This window comes from Paenibacillus faecis (genome assembly GCF_008084145.1).
Classification (GTDB): Bacteria; Bacillota; Bacilli; order Paenibacillales; family Paenibacillaceae; genus Fontibacillus; species Fontibacillus faecis.
Genome location: NZ_VSDO01000001.1, coordinates 1,576,559 through 1,599,567, shown reverse-complemented (window position 1 = coordinate 1,599,567; position 23,009 = coordinate 1,576,559). Strand labels below are relative to the sequence as shown.

Genomic DNA, 23,009 nt, shown 5'->3' with positions numbered 1-23,009 from the left:
AAGGAAGGGTAACTGACGATGCGAATAGGAGCGATTGAGGCCGGCGGCACCAAATTTGTATGCGGGATCGGGAATGACCGGGGGGAGATTGCGGAAAGCATCAGCTTTCCGACCGGGGACCCGCAAACTACGCTCGGCCGTGTTATAGCCTACTTTAAAGAAAAGCAAGCGGATGCGATCGGGATCGGTTCCTTTGGACCGATCGATATCCGCAAAGACAGCCCGACTTACGGTTACGTGACAACCACGCCGAAACCGGGCTGGGGAAACTTCGATTTCCTCGGCACGCTGCGGCGGGAATTTCCGGTACCGTTCGGATGGGACACGGACGTCAACGCCGCCGCGTTCGGGGAGGCGACCTGGGGTGCGGCCCGTGGGTTAGGCAGTTGCCTGTATTACACCGTGGGCACGGGGGTCGGCATCGGCGTCTACTCGGAAGGCAAGCTCGTCCATGGTTTGATTCATCCGGAAGGGGGGCATGTGCTGACCCGGCGGCATCCGGACGATGACTTTGCGGGGGCCTGCCCTTTCCATGGGGATTGCCTGGAGGGAATGGCCTCCGGTCCGGCCCTGGAGAAGCGCTGGCAGGTGAAGGGGCATGAACTGCCGGCCGATCATCCCGCTTGGGAGATCGAGGCGTTCTATCTCGCCCAGTCGATTGCGGGGGCGATCCTCCTGCTGTCCCCCGAGAAAGTGATTCTCGGCGGGGGAGTCATGCAGCAAGCGCAGCTCTATCCCTTGATCCGGGAGGCGGTGAAGCGGAATCTGAACGGATACTTGAACGCCGGCGCTATCCTGGAGCAGATCGACGATTACATTGTGCCCCCCGGGCTTGGGCAGCAAGCGGGTCTTTGCGGCGCGTTGGCTTTGGGCCTATCGGCATTGAGAAATCAGGCTTGATTCGGCGGCAAAGGGTGGGGATAGGAAGGGAGGGCTTCGTTTCTCTTCCTGTTCCGCCGCGGGCCGCGAATAATCCATTTGGGAAGGAAAGAGGGCGACATGTTGAGAAAATTTCACTCCTTTTTGTCTGTATGGATGTCGGCGCTGCTTGTTTTCGGCGCATTACTGGCTCTGATCGGGCAACCGGGCACTGGACGGGCGGAAGGCAGTCGTTCTATGAGCTTTGCAAAAAAGGAGGATACGGCGATTTTTGAAAGCGCAACCAATTTTGTGACTAATTTGTCGGGGTGGCGTGTGGAGGGCCAAGGTAAGATGGAGAACACGGATCAGGGCGCCTTGCTGAGCGCGAAGCCTGATCATGGGGTTATGGCGATCGCCGCGACGAAGGCGGATGATTTTGTGCTGGAGGCCGATGTGATGATCACGGACCGGGAGGCGGAGCCATCCCTGATTTTCCGCTCCGATGCGGAAGGCCGGTCCTTCTATAAGCTCTCCCTGATACCGAAAACGGAGTCGCTCCGTTTGAGCGAAACCCTCGATCAGGGGAACGAGAAGCAGTTGGGAGAGCGGCGGGTTACGTTGACCCGGGGGGAAATCTACCATTTAAAGGTCAAAGCGGAGGGGAGCCGGATTCAGGTGTATTGGGGGGACTCCTATGCGCCGGCCCTTGAGGCGGGAGACGCCGACACGACCTCGGGATATCTGGGACTGCATGTCCGGGGCGGAGCGGTGCTTTTCCAAAATGTAAAAATCAGTGAATTCAAGAGCGATCTGGGCTCTCCCGTGATGGAAACGGGGAACTGGCAGCCGGACCTTAAAGGGATTCGCGGGGCGGGTGGACGTGATCGAACCGGTTCATACCGCGCGCTGCGAATTTACAGGGAACAGGGGGATGACCTTGTCCTCGAAGGGAACCTTGCATTTGGACCGCAGGGTACGGAGCGGAGCGACGGTGGGCTGCTGTTTCGGACGAACGCCAAAGGGACCGAAGGATACGAGGCGGCATTGGTGAAAGAAAAGGGCGAGGTCCGCGTTCAATTGCGGAAAATGGACGGAACCGTGATTCGGACGTCGGACCGGGCCTATCCGTCTCCGCCAACGGCCAGGCATCATCTGGAGATCTCGGCGGTCGGGCCCCGAGTTGAAGTGCATCTCGACGGATATGCCGAACCGGCGATCAAAGTGACCGATCACAGCTTTAGCCGGGGGCACGCCGGCTTGTCCGTATCGGACGGCACGGGGTATTTTCAGGACGTCTATCTAACGGCGGCAGTTGATTATTACTCGGAAAAATACCGACCGGATTATCACTACTCCCCGGCCAGGGGATCGGCGAGCGATCCCAACGGGCTCGTTTATTTCGAAGGGGAATACCACCTGTTTCATCAGGACGGGGGCACTTGGGCTCATGCGGTAAGCGCGGATCTGGTCCATTGGAAACGCCTCCCCGTCGCGCTTCCCTGGAACGAATACGGCCATGTCTGGTCGGGTTCGGCCGTGGCTGACCTGCGCAATGCCTCGGGGCTATTTGACGATGCCGGGGGCAAGGGGCTGATCGCTTATTATACCTCCTATAATCCGGATGCCCCGAACGGAAATCAGCGCATCGGTTTGGCGTACAGCAAAGACGCCGGCCGGACTTGGGAGTATTCCAAGGAGCGTCCCATCGTGATCGAAAACCCGGGCAAACAGGGCGAAGACCCGGGCGGCTGGGATTTCCGGGATCCCAAGGTCGTCAGGGACGAAGCGAATAACCGTTGGGTTATGGTGGTCTCCGGCGGCGATCATATCCGTTTTTTCACTTCGACGAATTTATTGGATTGGACCCTTACGGACCTCTTCGGATACGGGGATTATGTCCGGGGCGGCGTATGGGAGTGTCCCGACCTCTTTCCGCTGAAAGTGGAGGGGACGGACGAGGTGAAATGGGTGCTGATGATCAGCACGGGGGCCAATCCCAAAACACAGGGCTCGGCGGCCGAATACTTTATCGGGGAGCTCACCCCGGACGGAAAATTCGTCAACGACCATCCGGCCGGGAAGGTGCTGACGACGGATTACGGCAAAGAATATTATGCGTCCATGTCCTTTTCCGATCTGCCGGACTCGCGCAGAATTATGCTGGCCTGGATGACCAACTGGGACTACCCTTTCGCCTTCCCGACGCAAGGGTGGAAGGGAACCCTCTCCATTCCGAGGGAGGTTACATTGCGGCAAACGGAGGAAGGGACGCGCTTGTTTCAGGCCCCGATCCGGGAGCTCGCGTCGTTGGAACGGGAATGGTTCTCCGTTAAAGACAGGCTGGTGACACCGAAGGAAGCGAATCTTCTTCAGGGTTTGTCCTCCGGCGCCTATGAAATGGAAGCGCTTATCGAGATTCCCGAGGGCAGCACGGTCAAGGAATTTGGCTTCCGGCTGCGTGAGAGAGGGGAACAAAAAACGGTGGCCGGCTACAAGGTGGCGGAAAAGCAGATGTTTGTGGACCGCTCAAAATCCGGCAACACGGACTTTTCGCCGTTATTTTCCACCTTCCATACCGCACCGCTTATGCCGGAGAACGGAAAGATCAAGCTAAGGATCTTCGTCGACGACGCCTCGGTTGAAGTATTCGGCAATGACGGGCGGGCGGTGATATCCGATGTCGTCTTTCCCGATCCGGCAAGCCGGGAGATGGGTTTTTACACGGACGGCGGCAAGGTTCGGATCGTCTCCCTGAAGGTAAACGCGCTGAATAACGTATGGAATCCGAGTGACGCATCGACGCCTAACGTGGTCATGGATACGGGCGACCGGGAAATCTCCGTAGGTGATGCGTTAACGTTGAATGCGGCGGTGGCGGGCACAAAAAAACGAGGAAACGCGCCGATCCGCTGGACGACCAGCGATGCCGGTGTCGCGGAGGTGGAGTCTTCCGGTAAAGGGCGGGCCATCGTTCGCGGGAAAGGAAAAGGCGAAGCCATCCTCACCGCCTCCACCGCCGACGGCAGAGCGTCCGCCGTGGTGCGGGTCAAGGTGTTCGCCGGGGAATTTCACACGAATTTGACCGGCTGGACGTCGAGCGTTTCCGGCGCGGCGTGGGTTGCCACGGAACAGGGAATTCGCGGCAGATATGACGGAGACGCGGCTTACATGGCCCGGGAAAAAGCGGGGGACTTTACGCTGGAAGCCGAGATGAAGCTGGCCCAAACGGGCGGCGCGGGCTCCATTCTGTTCCGGGCCAGTCCGGACGGACGGAGCGGATACTTTTTTAACATCGATCCCAATATGAAGGCCTTCCGCTTGTTTTACAAATTGGACGGAGCCTTTGCGGAGCGACAGGTGCTCGCCAAAGTGCCCGCTTTTTTGCAGCCGGGAAAAACCTACCGTATTCGCATCGAAACAAGCGGCCCGCAGATCCGCGTGTTCGTCGATGGGCGGAAGATGATGGAGGTAACCGACGGAACGTTCGCCGAGGGACATTTGGGCGTCCATGTGTTCGGCGGGGAAGCCTACTTTCAACATGTGAACGCGAGCCACATGGAACCCGCGAAATTACAAAGAGCGAAGTTTGTTCCCAGCGGGGGAACGCAAACGCTATTTGTCGAGAAATCGCAGAACGGAGAGCCTGTGATCCTGGCCGATCCTGCCCGGGAAGGCGGCAGCCGCGTTTGGGTTCTGGTGCCTACCGGAGACGAGGCGGGGTCTTATTCGATCCGCACCGAGGAAGGAAAGGCGCTGGATCTTGACACCGGTCAGAACAAGCTTCAATTGTACGATTATCTGGGCTACCCCAATCAGCGCTGGCTCATATCCAAGCATGAAGACGGAACGGTCTCCTTGATCTCGGCCCACCAAGATCAGGCCATAGAGGTCACGGAGGACGGGAGCGGACTGAGCGTGAAGACCGCGGACCCGTCCCGGAGTCGGCAGAGGTGGAAGTTTCAGGAACCGTAAATGACAGGGCGGCCATGTCGATCCGGGCGAATGGACACGATTGGACAGAGTATGAACTTTGTCTAATCGTGTTTTTTTTACAGTTTTTCTGTATACGATTTTCAAAAAAAGAAATATGATGAGAATAGTAGCGAATTAAACCAGTAACCTGTGAAGGGTGACACTATGGATGACCGTAGTTAAGGAAATTATACTTCAGTTGTTTTTTGCCCTGATCCCTTTTTTGGCGTTTAACGTATACTACCGGGACAAGCCCCGGAACTTTTCGACCCGCTTCGTTATCGTGACCAGCATGATCTGCCTGTTTTTTTCCATGACCTTCGGGGCAAGCGCGGTGAGCGGGTATTTTTACGACATCCGGTATATCATTTTGTTTTTCGGGCTGCTCTTCGGCGGCTTGAAAGCCGGCCTCCTTCTTCTGCCGGAATTTGTGCTGTATCGGTTATATCTCGGCGGAGACGGAACCTGGATCGCCATGCTAATTCTGCTGGTTACGTTCCCGATTTCGCTGCTGCTGTACAAATGGTATCGGAGCATCGACAAAAAGTGGATGGTTACCTTATCGGCGGGGGCCGTCTTCTCCATCGTCCCGATTGGATTCGTTTATTGGCACAACCCGGAATCGATCGAAAATCATATATGGTTTCATGTTTTGGCCATTCCGGTTCAAAACTTTGTCGGCAGTTGGCTGTTGATCTGGCTATTCCAGAAAGCCGCCGCGGACAAGGACATGTTTATCCGTTACGTGCAGACTGAAAAGGTCGAGGTGATCAGCCAGGTCGCGGCCTCGCTCGTCCACGAAGTCCGAAACCCCTTGACCGCGGTCAAAGGGTTCCTGACCCTGATCCGGGAATCCCGGCTGGATCAGGAGAAAGTGAACCGTTACATCGATATTTGTATCAGCGAAATGGAGCGTACGGAGTACATTCTCTCCGAATATCTCGCGATATCCAAGCCGCTCACGGATCTGCAGGAGGCGACCGATCTGGCGCACCAACTGCGGATTACCGTGGAGGTGATGCGTCCCTACGCCAATATGAACAATGTGGCTCTGGAACTGGAGGCGCCGCCTGAAGCCGTGCCGATTCTGGCCAACCCGGAAAAAATCAAGCAGATTCTCGTCAATTTGATCAAAAATGCGATCGAAGCCTGCTACGCCGTCTCCGACGGAAAGGTGACCCTGGACCTTCGGACCGAGGGAGCCAAAGCCATTTTGACGATTGAGGATAATGGCATCGGAATGACGGAGGATCAGGTGGAACGGTTGGGGTCCGTATTCTTCTCGACCAAGTCCCGGGGGACCGGGTTGGGCTTGAGTTTTTCTTATCAGGCCATCCAGGGAATGGGAGGGACCATTACGCTGAAAAGCGTCCATCGCGCAGGGACCCGCTTTACCATCACGCTCCCTTTGTACGAACCGGAGCCGTTCGGGAACGGGAGCGGCGTTCCGGCAGACGGGCTGTCCTAAAACTTCCGCTTACGGCATATCCATGGGATATAAAGGAGCTGAAGCCTATGGATAGGATCGTTGCGCGCTATTATGAAGTCAAACAACGGATGAAAGAGTTGGAGCAGGAGCTGGCGGAGCTTCGGGACAGTATTCTGAGTCATTGCGAAGAACGGCAAATTACAGTTCTGGAGCTCGAACGCCATAAGGTCAAGGTCATTCACCAGGCCCGCCGGGAGTACGACGAGAATAAACTCTATGAGGCGCTCCCGGATCTGGAACTGTGGCGCCTGCTCTCCAAGCCGGACACCGCCAAAATCACCGGCCTCCTGAAACTGAACGTGATCGCGGAAGACAAAATCAAGCATACCTACCGCCTGAAGGAAATCGCGCTGCTGCAAGTGGATAAAAGGTAGGATTGGCCGAGATAGCCGAGGATGGCGGAGCACAGTGGATCAAGTACCGCTGTGCTGTTCTGTTTGAGTGCCGCCAAGCGAAAAAGATGCAAATATGCAGGCTTTTCGGAGGTATTTGTGGACCCAAAACGAAAAAGATGCAAATGTGCAGGTATTTTCGCGTGTCAGCCATAAAAAATGGATTTGGTGAGGAAAAAGTTGCAGATTTGCAGGAATTCCTTTGAATGTGGAAATTACGCCGGAAATTCCTGCAGATTTGCAGGAATTTAATGGTCCGGAACGCGATGGGGGGAGCGAGTCAGCCCACTGATCCCCATATCGCCGAGGACAACCTATCCGAAGCCCATGATTTGACGGCGCTTTCATTCAAATTTAAGATGAAATTGTACCAAGTCATAAGCGGAGGAGCCAATTGCGATGAACATGGACAAAAGCTGGCTGGGAACGCGCGTCGTGACGCAAATCGGAATCTTAGTCAACGATATTGAGGCCGTATCACAGGCCTATGCCGATTTTTTGGGCGTGGAAAAGCCGGCCTGGTCCTGGACCGACCCCGCGGAGGTCGCGCGGACCGAATACAACGGGCAACCGGCGGCCGGTCGTGCCAAGCTGGCTTTTTTTGATTGCGGCCAGCTGCAGATCGAATTGATCGAGCCGGACGAGCAGCCCAGCACCTGGCGCGACTATTTGAACGAGCATGGCGAAGGGCCGCATCATATCGCGTTTGTCATCGACGGCATGAAGGAGAAGATCACGCTGCTGGAGAAGCGCGGGATGCCGCTCGCGCAAAAGGGCGAGTACACCGGAGGCCGCTACGCCTATATGGACGCCACCCGCGATTTGAAGCTGTGGATCGAGCTGCTGGAGAACGACAAGTAAGCGACTAGGGCAGCAGTAATAAACCGCGAACGGGAGGCTATACAGCGTGCGTGTACGCGACCATCTCAAGCTACTCAAATACCCAAGCATGCATAGGTTCATGCTCACGCCTACGCATGCACGTGCTCATGCTGCAAAGCTTACCCGGCAACGCTTACCCGGCAACGCTTACCCGGCAACGCTTACCCGGCAACGCTTACCCGGCAACGCTTACCCGGCAACGCTTACCCGGCAATGCTTACCCGGTAATGCTCACCTGCACGCTCACGCCGGGCCATTCCAGGGATACCGGACGCCCGCCAAATAGCAGCCCAAAAGGCTGCTATCGGTCAGATTCTGCCTCGGGGGAGAAATAGCGCACTGGCGTTGCATTAAACCCGACATGGTGCTGCCTATCCGCAATCTTCCTTGCCGCCCCGTCATATTAGCGGCATTTTGGGCCGTTATTTCGGCCCGATTCGCTTTCGCGGGTAAATAGCGGTCAAAAACGGCCTTATTTCTCTGGCGTGAGCTCAAAAATCCGGTTTTAGCCCGACTTTCTCTAAAATAAGGCCCCAAATGATCTCTATTTCACACCGAAGAGCCAAATTCGACAAAATAGCGCCTCAAATGGCCCTTATTTACCCGTCCGGCTCAAAGGGAGGCTGTTACAGCCGCTAGTCCCTTATTCAGTTGAAATAACGTCGAAAAGGTCCGCTAATGCAGGCATGAGAGCTTATCGCAAGGAATTATGGCGGATAGGCAACCTTTCTAAGGGTTTGACAGATTTGGCAAACCTAGGTACAGTAGAAAGCAAATGAATAGGAAGTCCACTAGGGGAGCCGTCAGCGGCTGAGACAAGAGGATATCTTGGACCCTTTGAACCTGATCTAGTTCGTACTAGCGTAGGAAAGTGGAGTCGGTCATATGAAAGGCGATCACGCACCGTTATACATGGTTTTGTGTAGGGTGTACGCTTTTTAGAATGAAGCCGCTCCGTTTCCGGGGCGGCTTTTTTGGTGTCCCGGAAACAAGTGGACGGGCGAAGCTCTCCCGGGACTTCCGTCTTCATTTCAACATTATCGGGAGGTGGAAAGGAATGCGGTTTACCGAGGAGCTTCGCCGGGAGGCGGACCATTTGTTCGAAGCGATATTTGCGCATCCCTTTGTCAGAGGAATCGCGGAAGGAAAGCTCGGCAGAGAACAGCTGATTCATTACGTGAAGCAGGATTATGAATATTTGAACGCCTACATGCGGGTGTACGGCATGGCGATTTCCAAGTGTGCCGACAGAGAGGAGATCGCGATGTTTCATGAGCAGATTTCTTTTATTCTGCACAGCGAAGTCCATCCGCATCGTAATTTTTGCGCGGTGGCCGGCGTCAAGTTCGAGGATGTTCAAGGGTTCCCTCTGGCCCCGTCGGCGGACCATTATGTCAAGCACATGCTGGCGGTTGCCCATCAAGGCAGCCTGGGCGAAATCATGGCGGCGCTGCTGCCTTGCCCGTGGACCTATCTGGAAATCGGACGGCGGCTGATGGAGGAAGTGATGCCCGATCCATCCCATCCGTTCGGGGAATGGATTCGTTTCTACGGCGGCATGGCCGGCGAGGCGACGGAGCTGATGCGCTCGCGGGTCGATGCCTGGGGGGAGACGTCCAATCAGGCGGAGCGCGCGCGGATGAAGGAGCATTTTATCTACAGCTGCCAGTTGGAGTATTTGTTCTGGGATATGGCCTTCAAAGTGGAGGAGTGGCCGGTGCCGCCGAAGGCCGCGGTCGTGTAGGCGATAGCCAAACCCGGCGTGCGGTTCGATACGACGAAACATGAGATTCGAGGAACAGAAAGGTGGATGACGATGCGTTTGCTGGAAAAAGAATTGTCGGATGTTCTGACCCGTTTGCAAAAAAGAAAGCCGCTCGTGCACAACATGACCAACGAAGTCGTGACCAACTTTACGGCGAACGGACTATACGCGATCGGCGCGTCGCCCGTGATGTCCAGCGCCGCTGAAGAAGTGGCGGAGATGGCCAAAATCGCCGACGCGCTGGTGCTGAATATCGGCACGCTGAACGCGGGGCTGGTCGACGCCATGATCCTGGCGGGACAGTCCGCGAACGAGCATGGCGTGCCGGTGATGTTCGACCCTGTCGCCGTAGGGGCGACGAAGTTCCGGACGGAAACGGCACGGCGCATTTTGAGCGAGGTGAACGTCTCGCTGGTGCGGGGGAACGCGTCGGAAATCGCCAACCTGATCGGCGAGGCCCGCGAGATCAAGGGAGTGGACGCCGTGGAGAGCGAGAGCCAGGACAATGTGCCCCTGGCGGTGCGGGCGGCCAACGCCCTGGGGACCGTGGTGGCCATCACGGGCCGGGTGGATGTGATCACCGACGGAAGCGCGTGCCGGATCATCAGCGGCGGGGACGCGCTGATGACGCAGGTGACCGGCACGGGCTGCCTGCTGACGTCGGTGCTGGGCGCGTTTGCGGCGGTCGAGAAGGACTTGATGCTGGCCGGTACGGCGGGGCTGGCCTTCTACGGCACGGCGGCCGCCCGGGCCGCCGAACGGACGGCCTCCCTCGGACCGGGCAGCTTCCAGACCGCCTTCCTGGATGAGCTGGCGAAGCTGCATCCGCATTCGCTCAAAGGCTATGCCGCCGTCCGCGAGATCGAGACGGCGTCCGCCGGAGGCCGGCCATGAAAAGGGAGGGCCTCCCCCGCATTCCCAAGGCGCTGACGATCGCCGGCTCGGACAGCGGCGGGGGCGCCGGCATCCAGGCTGACCTGAAAACGTTCCAGGAGTTGGACGTTTACGGGATGTCGGCCATTACGGCGATCACGGTGCAGAACACGCTCGGCGTCAGCGGGGTCTACCCGCTGCCCCCGGCGGCGGCGGCCGAGCAAATCCGGGCGGTCGGCTCGGATCTCGGCGTGGACGCGCTGAAGACGGGGATGCTGTTCGATGCGGAAATCATCCGGGCGGTCGCCGCGGAGATCCGCCGGTTCGGCTGGAAGCGCGTCGTCGTGGATCCCGTGATGATCGCCAAGGGCGGGGAAACGCTGCTGCGGCGGGAAGCGGTCGCCGCCCTGCGCGAAGAACTGCTTCCGCTCGCCCAGGTCGTGACCCCGAATCTTCCGGAAGCGGAGGTGTTGTCCGGGCTGCCGATCCGGACGATGCAGGAGCGGCGGGAAGCGGCCAAGCGGATTCGCGCCATGGGACCGGAGCTCGTCGTGATCAAAGGAGGGCACGACGAGGGGAACACCCGCGTAAGCGAAAGCGAAAACGTAAGCGTAAGCGGCAAGTCATGGCCTTCCTCCCAGGCGGGCGTAGAGGTGGTCGATCTGGTGTATGACGGGAGCCATTTTACCGAATTGGCCGGCCTCCGGGTTCAGACGGTGCATACCCATGGCACGGGATGCACGTTTTCCGCGGCACTGACGGCCGCCCTGGCGAAGGGGGCCGCGCTGCAGGAAGCCGTGCGTACGGCCCGGGCGTTTATTCAGGCGGCGATCGAGGACAGCCTGGAGCTCGGGCGGGGTCACGGCCCGACCAACCACTGGGCATACCGCCGGCGCCAGGAGGTGCCGCTATGACCGGCGCGGCGGCCGGACTGCGGATACAGCCGGAGCGTGTGCGCGAACTGCTGCGCATGTACCTGGTCGTCGGCAGTCCGAACTGCCGCGGGGCGGATCCCCTGCACATCGTGGAGGAAGCGTTGGCCGGAGGGGTCACGCTTGTACAGTTTCGGGAAAAGGGCCCCGGCGCGCTCACCGGCGAGGCCCGGTTCGCCCTGGCCCTCCGGCTGCAGGACGCCTGCCGCCGGAAAGGCGTGCCTTTCATCGTCAATGACGATGTGGACCTGGCTCTGCGGATCGGAGCCGACGGGGTGCACATCGGGCAGGAGGATGAAAGCGCCGGGGAGGTCCGCGCGCGGATCGGCGGCCGCCGGCTGCTGGGCGTATCCGCCCATACGCCGGAGGAAGCGCGGCGCGCGGTGGAGCAGGGCGCGGATTATCTGGGCATCGGCCCGATTTATCCGACCGCGTCCAAGGCCGATGCCCGGCCGGTGCAGGGGACCCGGCTGCTGTCGGAGCTGCGCTCCCTCGGCATCGGCGTCCCCATGGTCGGGATCGGCGGTATCACCGCCGCCCGCGCCGGGGACGTGGTCCGGGCCGGCGCGGACGGCGTCGCCGTCATTTCGGCCGTCACCGGGGTTCCGGCCGGTGAAGTCCGCACGGGGGTGAAGGGATTTTTGACCAAGATCAGGGAGGCGTTATAATTCTTCCTTATATAAAGCGGATTGCAGCGATGAAGCAGCGGCCTTGGACAAAGGCCGCTTTTTTCTCTTTTCCGAGAGGGTGAGACTTGCGTCCGGGGACAAGGACTTTTTCCACATAACGCCTAGGCCAAAAGGAATATTTTGCATGAAACAGTCCGGTTGGCAGTGGAGATTTCAAGGGGTATAAGGTAGTATGTTTGGTAAATCATGCAAGTGATTTATTCCAAAATGAACCTTTTTGCAATGGAGGAATCAGGGTGTATTCATCAAGTGAAATACGCGCGGTCGCGAGAAAAATGTCACAGGGAAACGCGGACCTCAAACGAATGGAGAAGCAATTCGTTTCCACCGTGCACGAGACCTCTTCCTGGTGGAAAGGGAAAGCGGGCCAAGCGTTCAAGGAGGATTACCTCGGCAAAACGCGCAGCGAGATCGAGCTGCTGTACGCGGAAATCCGCGATCTGGAAACCGGTTTGGACCGGCTCGCCCGGGAAGTGCAGGCCGCGGATGACCGCCGCCGCGCGGAGGCGGAGAGAAAAGCCAAAGAAGAGCTGCTGAAACAGCAGAAAAACAAAAAATAGACGATTTTATCTTTATATTGGGGAGAGACAATGGGATGTTGAGCGTAAAAGACTATATATTGCTGTGTGAGTTGGCCCAAACCGGGCTCCTGCCCGCGCAGCAATCCGGAGGCGTCCTGGAATTGGCCGCCGGGCTGGAGGCGAAGCTTGCGGGGATCGGCCAGGGGGATTTGGCGCAGCAGATCGGAAGGTCGGCGAACCTGGTCGACTGGGAATGGGACCGGCGGGAGGGGGATGGAGAGCGCCCGGACCGTTATTTTTTTGTGCACAGGGAACATAACCATGGGGTTGTGGTTATGCAGGAACCCGCGGAAACGCCTTTCTCCCATACATATACCATGGATGAATTTATGGCGGCGCTGCGGCCCATCGCCGAGACCAAAGGAACCTTGAGCTTTACGGGACTCGGGCAAGGGGGCTGGCGCGCCGCGGAACTGGCCGCGCTGCTCGGTGCGGGAGCGGTTGTATTTGGAGCGCCCGGCGAGGAAGAGCTGCCCGGAAGGGCGGTCAATTATGTCGGGGAAGACGACCCGGTCGGAGCTTATACGGAAAAGGTCGTGTTTGTGAAGCAGCAAGGGGAGTTGAAGGAAGAGGACGAGGCGTTTTATTACCGGAAGCTGGAGTTCGACCCCGCGGGAAACCCGGTAATCGCCGAACAGAGCGAATTTTCCAGGTTCGTCAGTTGGTTCTATCAGCGGGCCGACACGGTGGAACCGGAAATTTGGGGTCTCTTTTTTCCCGGGCCTGAGGAAGAAGAGGCTTTGCTGGCCGACCTGGGCGTATATTCCGTTTATTTGCAAATCGGTTCATTGAACCGGGAAGGGATTCTCCGTTCGGTCGACGAGACGATACGGTATGCCGGCAAAGTGTTGACGGCCAACCGCGAAGCGATGGTCCGGGAACTCGCCAAGGTCGGCGACGAAGACTATCATGCCCGAGTGCCGGAAATTGCCGGGGAGCATGCGGCCCGTGCGAGCGCGTTCGTGGAGCGGACGTATGACAGCGTGCAGACGATTTTTATGGGCATCGCCCTCTTTTCGCTGGATCGGGAACCGTTTGATGTGGAGCCTTGGATGGCCGGATTCTATGACCGGATCCATGAACTGCTGGACGGGGAGCAGACCAAACTGGAAGCTTGTCTGGACCAGGCGATCGCAAGCCATTTGGAGCGTCTGCTCCAGATGCCTGATTTTACGCTGGAATGGTAAACGAGAAATCGTTCCGGAATGAACCCGGGGTTCACCGGAATTACATAGGAGGTCTGTCTATTGAATCGCCTGGCGATGCGAACCGTACTGCTTTTGTTGACCATCATATTTTCTTTGGGAGTGAGCGGGTGTATGAAAAGTGAAGCGCAGACCAACCGGAACAGGGATCCGGAAGCGATCAAGGAGCGGATGCTGTCTCATTTGCAGCAAAAATACGGGGAGGAGTTCGTCCCTGTAAACCTTACGCTGAGCGGATTTGCTTACAGTTACGACAATTTGACGGCCTATCCCAAAAAGGGAAGCCAGAGCGACGCATTCGAAGTTTGGGGCACGCAGATGAAAGACGGTTCCTATCAAATTAGCGACGGCTATTTTGGCAAATATATCAAGCCCGAATATGAAGCGGTCATGTCCGGCCTGGTTGGGGAGTCCTACAGCACCTTCAAGCTGTATACCGACTTCGGCGAGGGCGTATTGCCGGATCGGCTGAACAAGGACACGAACATCGAAGAAATCTATGCGCCGGGTGAGACCGTTTCCTCGGACACCGTCGTTTTTGTGAAAGAGGATGCCGTGAAAGAGGCCGATGTCGAGGGGAGCCTGATCAAGCTGGCCCAAAAGATGCGCGAGAAGAAGCTGGTCGGCTTCGTCCAGCTCTTCGTGGTACGAAACGACAAATACGAGAACATCGATTTGCAGGCCCTCAACGCCGCGGATGAGAGCGAGTATTTCGTAGGCGACTACAAGTCCGTCATGGTTACGCCCGAGCTGAAGATCAGACAGAACGGAAAGGAGGTCGAGATCGATGGCTGAATTGTCCGAAAGCCAGCTGATTTTGCTGGATAATCTGATTTACTTAAACGATGTGGCCAACAAGAACAACCGAAGCGTCGGGGATATCGTGGACTCGCTTCTGCACGGCGGTGGTCTGGACAAGAGCAGAACGATCAAGGACGGCAAAGAAGCCTATCCCGGACAGATGAGCCGGGGCGAATGGGAAACGATTCTGAAGGCGATCGAAAAAGACAAGGAATTAACGTCGTTGAAGCTCAAGCACGGCGTCGTCGGCACGACGTACGATACAAAAGGCAACCCCGTCCGCGGCAGTGACGGAAGAATTCTGGAGACGGGCAACCGTTCCGCCACGTTTGTCGATCCCCAAGGCAATGCGACCGTCGTGTTCCGGGGGACGTCCGGCGACTACGAATGGCATGACAACGGAACGGGCGGTTATTTGTCCGACACGGAGATGCAAAAAGCCGCCCTGGACTACATCAACAGCCTGCCTTACAACAACATTACCGTGACGGGCCACTCCAAAGGCGGAAACAAGACGCAGTATGTGGCGATTCTGTCCGATAAGGTGGACCGGGCCGTATCGTTAGACGGGCAGGGATTCTCGAAGGAGTTCCTGGAGAAGTACAAGGATGAGATCGCGGCGAACCGGCACAAAATCACGTCCATTTCCGCGGAGGCGGACTATGTCAATGTCCTGCTCAATCCGATTGCGGAATCCGACAAGATCTTCTACATCGATACGGAAGAGCAGCGCGATTTCCTGAATAATCACAAGCCGAATATCGTGCTGGACGAAAACGGCCAACTGCGCGGCCCGGCGGAACGCGGCGCGATCTCTACCCTGATCAACGACCTGACCATTTACCTGAACGCCAATATGAAGGAGCCCGACCGCAGCTACGCGGTTGACGGGCTGCTTGCCTTGCTCGAGAGCGGGGAGGAAGGGTTCCCCAAGGAGAGCGCCGAACATACCAAGGAAAGCATCAAAAAAGTGCTTCCTTATGTGGGAAATTATCTGATCGAGAATGCCGCGGACGGTGCAAAGGATTTTATGGGACTCGTGGTCACCTCCTTCGCTGCCCAAGTGTTTCCGCAATACTACATGGATGACTTCATGAAATATGCGGCGATCAATGCGCAAAATTTCAGCTATCTGCATGATTTGGCGACCGAGATCGGCGGGATATTGAAAAATATCGTCGTTGATAAACTTACGGAATTCTTGTCCAACATCGCGGTGAAAATTTCGACGACCGCCCGGCAAATCAGCGCGGCCATCTCCGGGTTTGTGGATAAGATCAAAGACGGATGGGACCGCTTGGTTACCGGGATTAAGGAGATGGGCGAAAAGGTCAAGAACACGGTCATCGGGGCCGGCGAAGCCATTATGCAATTCAAGGATAAAGTGGTGCAGAGCGTAACCAGCTTTTGCAACAGCCTGGTGGAAGGCACGAAGCACGCCATCAACGCGGTCCGGGACGCCTGGAACAGCGCGGTGGATAAAGTCTCGACCTTTATCGGGGATACCCGGGATAAGCTGGCCAAGAAGTGGGATGAGTTCAAATCCGGCGTGAAGTCGGCCATCACGGCTACGAAGGAAGGCGTGAGCCGCTTCATCGATGCCTCGGTCCGCAAGGTTCGGGAGACCGGGGAGTTCCTGGTCAACAAAATCAAGGACGGCATCGAGAAAGGCAAGGAAATCGCGGCCCGCATCGCGGCCACCTTTACCGCCTTCGCCGAAAAGGTGAAGGAGGGCTGGGAACGGCTGAAGGCCGGAATCCGCAGCATGGCCGAGACGATCAAAAATACGGCGGTTCAAGCCGGAGAGGCCATATCCCGGTTCGCCCAGCATATTACCCTTGTCGTTAAGCGGTTCGCGGAGAAGCTGGTCGCGGCTTTCAAACAGGCCCTTCAGCAGGTGAAGAAGGCCTGGGACAGCCTGTGCGACAAAGTGAAAACCGCCTTCAATTACGTGAAGGATGCGGTGAAGGTCAAAGTCTCCGAATTCAAGGACGGGGTCAAGCGGCTGGGTAAACTGACGAAGGACGGCATCCGGCAGATCGGCAAGGTGTCGGCCGACTCCTTCAAGAAGTTCGCCGGCAAGGTCGTCAAGGGGCTGGCCAAAGTCTCCCATGGACTTCTGCTGGTCAATCTTGCCCGGTTAAGCGACCTTAAGTCCAAGCTGAAAGCGCTGGATTCCGACATTGAAGCCAAAACGGCGCGGATGGTCGGCGAAGCGGAGCGGGTCAGTTCCAGCGTCGGCCGCGCTTACAGCGAATCCAACGTGCAAAGCCAGGTGCGGCAGGTCCAGAAGGCCTGCGATGATGTCAAGAACCGGAGCCGGCGGGTCTCGGCGGAGCTTGAGCGGAAGTCCAAATCGCTCGCTCATGCCGAAGAACAATACGGGAAAATAGAAAGTATGCTTAAAAAGGGCATTTCCAGCCGAAGTCTATAGAATTGAACGCCCTGATATTGACATCAAAAAAAGGGAAAATTAATATAGAAGTAGATCGTTAGCACTCTGATTCTTAGAGTGCTAATATATTGTTCACTGGAAGGAAGGAGCCCAATCATGGCAAAGAAGCAATTTAAGGCTGAATCGAAACGATTGCTGGAAATGATGATCAACTCCATTTATACGCAGCGGGAAATCTTTTTAAGAGAATTGATTTCCAACAGCAGCGACGCCATCGATAAGATCTACTACAAAGCGCTCACGGACGAGAATTTAACGTTCAATAAAGACGATTATTACATCAAGCTGACGGTGGATAAGGACAACCGCACGTTGACCATCTCCGATACCGGGATCGGGATGACGAAGGAAGAACTGGAGAATAACCTGGGGATCATCGCCAAGAGCGGATCGCTGGCTTTTAAGAACGAGAATGAAGCGAAGGACGGCCACAACATTATCGGGCAATTCGGTGTCGGCTTCTATTCCGCCTTTATGGTGGCGGACAAGGTTACCGTTCTCAGCCGCGCTTTGGGCGGCGAGGAAGCTTATAAGTGGGAATCGACCGGTGCGGACGGTTACACCATTGACGAGGCGGAGAAGGCGTCCGTCGGAACCGAGATTATTTTGCACATCAAACCGAACACCGAGGACGACCAATACGATGAGTTTTTGGAAGAGTATCGCCTGAAATCGATCATTAAGAAATATTCGGACTTCATCCGCTATCCGATCAAAATGGATGTAACCACCCATCGGCCGAAAGAGGGCAGCGAGGGCGAGTTTGAAGAAGTCAAGGAAGAGCAAACCCTCAACAGCATGGTGCCGATCTGGCGAAAAAACAAAAGCGAGCTGACGGACGAGGATTACGAGAACTTCTACATGGAGAAACGGTACGGCTTTGACAAGCCGATTTCGCATATCCATATCAAGGCGGACGGGGCGGTCGTTTACAACGCGATTCTGTTCATCCCGGAGAAGACGCCGTTCGACTATTACACCAAGGAATACGAAAAAGGGCTGGAGCTGTACTCCAACGGCGTCCTGATTATGGAGAAATGCGGCGACCTGCTGCCGGATTACTTCAGCTTCGTGAAAGGGATGGTCGATTCCGAGGACCTTTCCCTGAATATTTCCCGCGAGCTTCTGCAGCATGACCGGCAATTGAAGCTGATCGCCAAGAACATCCAGAGCAAAATCAAAAGCCAACTGCAAAGCGTGCTGAAAGACGACCGGGAAAAGTACGAAAAATTTTATGCTTCGTTCGGCCGTCAGCTCAAGTTCGGCGTCTACAACGATTACGGCATGAACAAGGAAGTGCTCCAGGACCTGCTGCTGTTCACTTCCTCCAAGGAGAAAAAGCTGGTTACCCTGGACGAATACGTCTCCCGGATGCCCGAGGATCAGAAGTACATTTACTACGCCGCCGGCGAATCCGTGGACCGTTTGGAAAAACTGCCGCAAACCGAGCTGGTGCTGGATAAAGGGTACGAAATCCTTTATTTCACGGACGATATCGACGAGTTTGCCATTAAAATGATCCTCAATTATAAGGGCAAAGATTTCAAATCCGTATCGAGCGGCGATCTCGGCATCGAGCCGGAAGAAGGCGACAAGGACAGCAAAGAGGCCGAAACCGCGAACAAAGAGCTCTTCGAAGAAATGAGCCGGCTGCTCGCGGGCAAAGTCAAAGCGGTCAAGGCTTCCAAACGCCTGAAGACCCATCCGGTCTGCCTGTCCGCCGAGGGCGAAGTCTCCATCGAGATGGAGAAAGTGCTGAACGCCATGCCTAGCGGGCAAGACGTCAAGGCGGACAAAGTACTGGAAATCAACGTCGGCCACGAGGTGTTCCACTCTTTGAAGGATGCCTTTGAACAGGATAAAGAGAAGCTGGGACTGTACACCAACCTGCTCTACAATCAGGCTCGCCTGATCGAAGGGCTGCCGGTGGAGGATCCGGTGGAGTTCACGAACAACATTTGCAAAGTGATGGTTTAAAATAGGGCAGAGCCCCTCGCTTGAGTTTATCCAGGCGGGGGGTTTTGTTGTTTTTGCTAAGCGCCAAATAACCCCAAGCGGGCCTAGCTATGCTATGCACGCCTGAGAGAATTCGACGCTTAATTTAATGAGGTCATTAGTACTGTAGTAGAGATTCAGTTATTAATCGGAATTACTTTATCAAAAAAAACGATTGATGCGATTTCTTTATCATTTATAACATTTTCAAAAGTTTTGATCGTAAGCATTTGAACCCCAAATTCCGTTAAAGTCCATCCGGTAAAAATACTTGTCGTTTCTGCGGTGCCATCTTTATAGTTTATCGTGATCGGGTAGTTATCCAAATATTCAAATCCATTTACATTGGACTTCCTTAATCTTCCGGCTACCTCATCAATCTCTTTCAATGATTGACCTTCAATTTTTAAAGAAATCGAAATGGGTGAGACGGAGATCGTTTTTAATACTGCCCTATAACCAAACATGGTAATGTTTTGATCGATCTGATAAAGGGTAGAGTACTCTTTGAAATCCAGCTTAAAGGAAGTTTCCCAAGAACCCGGTATGACCGTTTCAAAAACCCCGGGAAGCGGATCTGCTGCTTGTAAATCTTTTAATTTGAAATGAACGGTTTGGCCTGCTATTGAATTTTTGGTCATAATACTCATAACCAGGCTAATTTTATTGTCAATCGGATTTCCGTCGTCGACCATCTCAAACCCGTAACTTTGAGTGTCCTGATCTGTCGTCATCGTGTCAACCATAAAACGGTATCGCGCTGCATTTAAAACGGTGCCTTTCGGAGCCGTGAAGTCCATTAAGATATAGGTCAGATTGCTGTCACCAATAACTTGCTTAATGGTAAGCGTTCCATTCTCGTTTGCGACTTGTTTGTCAACCACGTAAGCACCATTTGACAAATATTCTACCTGCTCGTGATTGACTGGATTAAGAAATTTTAAAAATGTTTCATCTAATCCCAGGTATGCCACTGCAAAAGCTGTTGTAGTTAAACAAACCATCAGCACAGCAGCCAATACTGCAGATCTTACGTGTTTCATAGGAGGAAGTCCTCTGCGCCTTGTGCTTTCGTTCTGGCTTTGCACCAAAATATTCTGAAACATTTTTTCTTTTTGTTCAGTAGTTGGCGTAAGGGCTTCAACCAGCCGATTGATATTTTTGTTACTCATGGTAGTTCCCTCCCAAGTCAATTTTAAGGCGTTCGCGGCCTCTGGATAGTTGGGTTTGGATCGTACTTTCTTTGTGTCCTAACATCTCCGATATTTCTTTTACCGAGTATTCCTCAATATAGTAGAGATATAAAACGATTTTGTATTTTTCGGGAAGAGAAAGTAGTTTAGCAAGAGCCTTCCCCGATGGCTCTTCGCTATTCCAAGAAGAAATTTCTGGTATTGCGTCTATCCCCACGCGACGGGTTTTCCACCAGTTTTTAAGTATGTCTTTGCAGTAATTTCTAGTGGTTACCATCAGCCACGCTTTTTCATGCTCGGGGTCATTAAAAACCATTTGAGATTTGATCAGTTTTAGAAATACAGATTGAACAGCGTCTTCTGCATCAACGGGATTTTTCAAATAGATATAGCTTAGCCTGTATACATGATCGACATGCCGTTGATAGAGTTCAGCCAATTCTTTATCCGTACGCAATAAAGAATTGTTTTCCATTTATTCGCCTCCTGATTACAACACGATTGATGACTTGAAAATATCTCATAATTTAAGAAACGAATTTTTCAATTCCTCGAGCTGTAGTAGTTGCTCTAACAAATAGTTTAGATACTTGTTCGGAATTAGCTAGTTTTCTTTTGTCGACTTACCTTTATTGTTGGGAATTGTGCCGATGGCCCCTCTTCGCATTCACCTCAACCTCCTCGGGGTGAAATTTTAACGGAAACAGGAGACGCTATTCTGTCCAAAACGCGCTTCTCGCGATCCTAACGGAAATGGTAGCGCCTATTTTCTGCATTCACCACGAAAACAGGCTGATTTCGGCCGAATAGCAGCTATTATTTCCGTTAAAGTTTGAAATGGGCCGCTTTTGCAAAAATAGCCGCTCCTATTTCCGTTATATTAGGTTGAACTATTGGTTTGCATACTAGACAGCGGTGTAAAGTGTTCTTTGGCACACTCTTGACTTTCAACTAATGGTTTGGTTCGAATTAGAGGGAATTCTTCCCGTTAATTTAGTGCTTATGCGGCTGCAGAGGCGAATTAGCTGGAAAACCTCCCGCTAATTGGCTTGAAATCGTGTATATCAGCAGTAGGGCCGCAAAATAGATGGAACTTTTCCAGCTAAATCTGATCGAAGAGCCAAGAGCGGTAAATTAACAGGAATTTTTCCCGTTAATGTGGTGTAGATTCCGACGTGGGACCTGATATCTACAATTGTGGATGTTGGCAACGTGTATCCAAAACCCTATCATATCCTTGCCGAACGCCAATTCTTTAGTTCAACCTATATAGCAGTTTTTTCGCCTTAAGGGGTTAATCGCCATCACCATCACCATCACCATCGCATCGCCATCACCTTCGCTCCCCCCCTGTTCGTTCTTTAGCATTCCAGAGGTCGTCGACCGCCGCTGTTCTGTGATAAACTGGGTACAGAATCCAAGAACAAGAATAAGGAGAAGTGAAGCATGGCTCTTGAAATCGAACGGAAATTTCTGCTTCCGGAGTATCCGAAAACGCTTCTTGAAGAAGGCGTGATAGAGGTCCTGAAAGAACAGGTGATCGATCAAACGTATCTTGCCCTCGACGGTGATCAGGAGCTTAGAGTGAGAAAAATCAAAGATCTCGCTACCGGAGACGTTACGTACACGCATACTTTCAAACGGGGATTCGGTCTGGCCCGCGAGGAAATCGAATATGATATCTCCGCCGGGCTATACGAGCAGATGATCCATATCCGCCGTGCGGTTCCTTTGGTCAAAAAGCGGCTGACGGCCCGCTGGAACGGTATCCAGATCGAGATCGACAGCTACCATCAGATCCAGATGGCGGTCTTGGAGGTCGAGTTCGGTTCCGAGGAAGAAGCGACCGGTTTTGTCCCTCCCGATTGGTTCGGTCCGGACATCAGCACGGACAAACAATACAGCAACAAACGGATCTGGCGTGAATTGCAGGGCAGGAAGCAGATTTAATGTGGTTTAATGCATCACAGGTCCGCGGAAAGAGACGTTCCGACGGACTAATCCAATACATAATCCGAGAGGTGAGGGTATGTCGAACGAACTGCTGCAGGCCCTGAAGTTGATTAAGGAAAAAGAATGGATCGATCTGACCCATACGTTCGGTCCGGATTCACCGCATTTTGCGGCATTTGCGGCCGCGGAATTCAAGACGCTGTTCACGCACGATGACGGCTTTTTCGCCCAAAGTTTTACTTTCCCCGGCCAATACGGCACGCATCTGGACGCCCCGATTCATTTCGTACGGGATGCCCGTTACCTCGACGAGCTCGGGCTCAAGGAACTCGTGCTGCCGCTCATCGTCATCGACAAGTCCGAGGAAGCCGCGGCCGATGCCGATTATTCCTTGTCCGTCGCGGATATCCTGGCGTTTGAAGCCGAGCACGGCGAGATCGAGGCGGGAAGCTTCGTCGCCCTGCGTACGGACTGGAGCAAACGCTGGCCGAGCCAGGAGCGCTTCGAGAACAAAGACGCGGACGGGAACAATCACGCGCCCGGCTGGTCGATGGAGGCTCTGGAATTTCTGTTCCGGCAGCGCGGGGTTAAAGCGATCGGTCATGAGACCTTTGACACCGATTCGGCTGCGGACTACACGAAGAACGGCGCGCTGCTCGGCGAATATTACGTGCTGGAGCGGGATACGTATCAAGTCGAGCTGCTGAAAAACCTCGATCTTGTTCCCCCGAAGGGTGCGGTTATTTTCAATATCGTGCCCAAAGCGGAACGAGCGTCGGGCTTCCCGGTACGCTCTTTCGCGATTCTGCCCTGAGTAGCCTTATAAATCACTTTTTTATTTTTTATTACCGGGAGAACCTCTCGTTCCTCGTTAATCGAAACTACCGGTTTATAGCCCGGTTAGCAGCAAAAGGCCCATCCGTTGAGGATGGGGCTTTTGCTATTGTCCGAACTTCGCCGGATAAAATTGA

The 23,009-nt window shown here is 54.6% G+C and carries 18 protein-coding genes and 1 riboswitch; of the genes, 16 read left to right on the top strand and 2 right to left on the bottom strand.

Going from position 1 to position 23,009, the window contains the following annotated elements; genetic code table 11:
- Positions 1–18 precede the first annotated feature (18 nt).
- From FRY98_RS07220 to htpG, 14 genes are all read left to right on the top strand, one after another.
- Positions 19–900: an ROK family protein gene (locus FRY98_RS07220; protein WP_148450997.1), complete on the top strand. Its 882-nt coding sequence runs from the start codon at positions 19–21 to the stop codon at positions 898–900.
- Positions 901–999: 99 nt separating this feature from the next.
- Positions 1,000–4,833 (top strand): GH32 C-terminal domain-containing protein, encoded by a 3,834-nt coding sequence (locus FRY98_RS07215; RefSeq protein ID WP_211373265.1) that lies wholly within the window; start codon positions 1,000–1,002, stop codon positions 4,831–4,833.
- Positions 4,834–5,002: 169 nt separating this feature from the next.
- Positions 5,003–6,301 (top strand): sensor histidine kinase, encoded by a 1,299-nt coding sequence (locus FRY98_RS07210; protein WP_148450996.1) that lies wholly within the window; start codon positions 5,003–5,005, stop codon positions 6,299–6,301.
- A 47-nt stretch (positions 6,302–6,348) separates the two neighbouring features.
- Complete coding sequence (locus FRY98_RS07205) at positions 6,349–6,696, top strand: hypothetical protein (RefSeq protein ID WP_148450995.1); 348 nt, start codon at positions 6,349–6,351, stop codon at positions 6,694–6,696.
- Between the two features lie 423 nt (positions 6,697–7,119).
- The gene (locus FRY98_RS07200) at positions 7,120–7,575 is read left to right on the top strand and encodes a VOC family protein (protein WP_148451234.1); all 456 of its coding nucleotides are present in this window, start codon (positions 7,120–7,122) and stop codon (positions 7,573–7,575) included.
- A gap of 804 nt (positions 7,576–8,379) precedes the next feature.
- A riboswitch (TPP riboswitch) is annotated at positions 8,380–8,483 on the top strand.
- 170 nt (positions 8,484–8,653) lie between these two features.
- Positions 8,654–9,340, top strand: coding sequence for a thiaminase II (tenA, locus tag FRY98_RS07195; protein ID WP_148450994.1), 687 nt, complete (start codon positions 8,654–8,656; stop codon positions 9,338–9,340).
- 72 nt (positions 9,341–9,412) lie between these two features.
- Entirely contained in the window at positions 9,413–10,255 is an 843-nt protein-coding gene (thiM, locus tag FRY98_RS07190) for a hydroxyethylthiazole kinase (protein ID WP_148451233.1), read from the top strand.
- On the top strand, positions 10,252–11,148 hold the full coding sequence (gene thiD / locus FRY98_RS07185) for a bifunctional hydroxymethylpyrimidine kinase/phosphomethylpyrimidine kinase (RefSeq protein WP_148450993.1): 897 nt from the start codon (positions 10,252–10,254) through the stop codon (positions 11,146–11,148). The genes thiM and thiD overlap by 4 nt, the downstream gene beginning before the upstream one ends.
- Complete coding sequence (thiE, locus tag FRY98_RS07180; protein WP_148450992.1) at positions 11,145–11,834, top strand: thiamine phosphate synthase; 690 nt, start codon at positions 11,145–11,147, stop codon at positions 11,832–11,834. Before thiD ends, thiE begins: the two co-directional genes overlap by 4 nt.
- Positions 11,835–12,091: 257 nt before the next feature.
- Positions 12,092–12,415: a WXG100 family type VII secretion target gene (locus tag FRY98_RS07175; RefSeq protein ID WP_148450991.1), complete on the top strand. Its 324-nt coding sequence runs from the start codon at positions 12,092–12,094 to the stop codon at positions 12,413–12,415.
- A 35-nt stretch (positions 12,416–12,450) separates the two neighbouring features.
- Positions 12,451–13,623 carry a hypothetical protein gene (locus FRY98_RS07170; RefSeq protein WP_148450990.1) on the top strand — a complete coding sequence of 391 codons (1,173 nt, stop codon included), beginning with the start codon at positions 12,451–12,453 and terminating at the stop codon, positions 13,621–13,623.
- Between the two features lie 132 nt (positions 13,624–13,755).
- Positions 13,756–14,436, top strand: a complete 681-nt coding sequence (locus tag FRY98_RS07165) for a hypothetical protein (RefSeq protein WP_148450989.1) — start codon at positions 13,756–13,758, stop codon at positions 14,434–14,436.
- Positions 14,429–16,876 carry an Mbeg1-like protein gene (locus tag FRY98_RS07160; protein ID WP_148450988.1) on the top strand — a complete coding sequence of 816 codons (2,448 nt, stop codon included), beginning with the start codon at positions 14,429–14,431 and terminating at the stop codon, positions 16,874–16,876. The genes FRY98_RS07165 and FRY98_RS07160 overlap by 8 nt, the downstream gene beginning before the upstream one ends.
- Before the next feature lie 117 nt (positions 16,877–16,993).
- Positions 16,994–18,874: a molecular chaperone HtpG gene (gene htpG / locus FRY98_RS07155; RefSeq protein WP_148450987.1), complete on the top strand. Its 1,881-nt coding sequence runs from the start codon at positions 16,994–16,996 to the stop codon at positions 18,872–18,874.
- A 155-nt stretch (positions 18,875–19,029) separates the two neighbouring features.
- Here htpG and FRY98_RS07150 read toward each other — a convergent pair whose 3' ends face one another.
- Positions 19,030–20,064, bottom strand: a complete 1,035-nt coding sequence (locus tag FRY98_RS07150; RefSeq protein ID WP_148450986.1) for a DUF4179 domain-containing protein — start codon at positions 20,062–20,064, stop codon at positions 19,030–19,032.
- On the bottom strand, positions 20,057–20,560 hold the full coding sequence (locus FRY98_RS07145) for an RNA polymerase sigma factor (protein WP_148450985.1): 504 nt from the start codon (positions 20,558–20,560) through the stop codon (positions 20,057–20,059). The genes FRY98_RS07150 and FRY98_RS07145 overlap by 8 nt, the downstream gene beginning before the upstream one ends.
- A gap of 971 nt (positions 20,561–21,531) precedes the next feature.
- Between FRY98_RS07145 and FRY98_RS07140 the strand changes: the two genes are divergently transcribed.
- Together FRY98_RS07140 and FRY98_RS07135 are read left to right on the top strand one after the other, a co-directional pair.
- On the top strand, positions 21,532–22,035 hold the full coding sequence (locus FRY98_RS07140; protein WP_148450984.1) for a CYTH domain-containing protein: 504 nt from the start codon (positions 21,532–21,534) through the stop codon (positions 22,033–22,035).
- A gap of 79 nt (positions 22,036–22,114) precedes the next feature.
- Positions 22,115–22,852, top strand: a complete 738-nt coding sequence (locus FRY98_RS07135) for a cyclase family protein (protein ID WP_148450983.1) — start codon at positions 22,115–22,117, stop codon at positions 22,850–22,852.
- The last annotated feature ends 157 nt before the right edge of the window (positions 22,853–23,009 follow it).

Coding starts and splice junctions, on each gene's coding strand:
- FRY98_RS07170 (WP_148450990.1), top strand. CDS start 12,451: ATGTTGAGCGTAAAAGACTATATATTGCTGTGTGAGTTGGCCCAAACC.
- FRY98_RS07220 (WP_148450997.1), top strand. CDS start 19: ATGCGAATAGGAGCGATTGAGGCCGGCGGCACCAAATTTGTATGCGGG.
- FRY98_RS07165 (WP_148450989.1), top strand. CDS start 13,756: ATGAAAAGTGAAGCGCAGACCAACCGGAACAGGGATCCGGAAGCGATC.
- FRY98_RS07160 (WP_148450988.1), top strand. CDS start 14,429: ATGGCTGAATTGTCCGAAAGCCAGCTGATTTTGCTGGATAATCTGATT.
- FRY98_RS07200 (WP_148451234.1), top strand. CDS start 7,120: ATGGACAAAAGCTGGCTGGGAACGCGCGTCGTGACGCAAATCGGAATC.
- FRY98_RS07140 (WP_148450984.1), top strand. CDS start 21,532: ATGGCTCTTGAAATCGAACGGAAATTTCTGCTTCCGGAGTATCCGAAA.
- tenA (WP_148450994.1), top strand. CDS start 8,654: ATGCGGTTTACCGAGGAGCTTCGCCGGGAGGCGGACCATTTGTTCGAA.
- FRY98_RS07135 (WP_148450983.1), top strand. CDS start 22,115: ATGTCGAACGAACTGCTGCAGGCCCTGAAGTTGATTAAGGAAAAAGAA.
- thiM (WP_148451233.1), top strand. CDS start 9,413: ATGCGTTTGCTGGAAAAAGAATTGTCGGATGTTCTGACCCGTTTGCAA.
- htpG (WP_148450987.1), top strand. CDS start 16,994: ATGGCAAAGAAGCAATTTAAGGCTGAATCGAAACGATTGCTGGAAATG.
- thiD (WP_148450993.1), top strand. CDS start 10,252: ATGAAAAGGGAGGGCCTCCCCCGCATTCCCAAGGCGCTGACGATCGCC.
- FRY98_RS07215 (WP_211373265.1), top strand. CDS start 1,000: ATGTTGAGAAAATTTCACTCCTTTTTGTCTGTATGGATGTCGGCGCTG.
- FRY98_RS07145 (WP_148450985.1), bottom strand. CDS start 20,560: ATGGAAAACAATTCTTTATTGCGTACGGATAAAGAATTGGCTGAACTC.
- FRY98_RS07205 (WP_148450995.1), top strand. CDS start 6,349: ATGGATAGGATCGTTGCGCGCTATTATGAAGTCAAACAACGGATGAAA.
- FRY98_RS07150 (WP_148450986.1), bottom strand. CDS start 20,064: ATGAGTAACAAAAATATCAATCGGCTGGTTGAAGCCCTTACGCCAACT.
- FRY98_RS07210 (WP_148450996.1), top strand. CDS start 5,003: ATGACCGTAGTTAAGGAAATTATACTTCAGTTGTTTTTTGCCCTGATC.
- thiE (WP_148450992.1), top strand. CDS start 11,145: ATGACCGGCGCGGCGGCCGGACTGCGGATACAGCCGGAGCGTGTGCGC.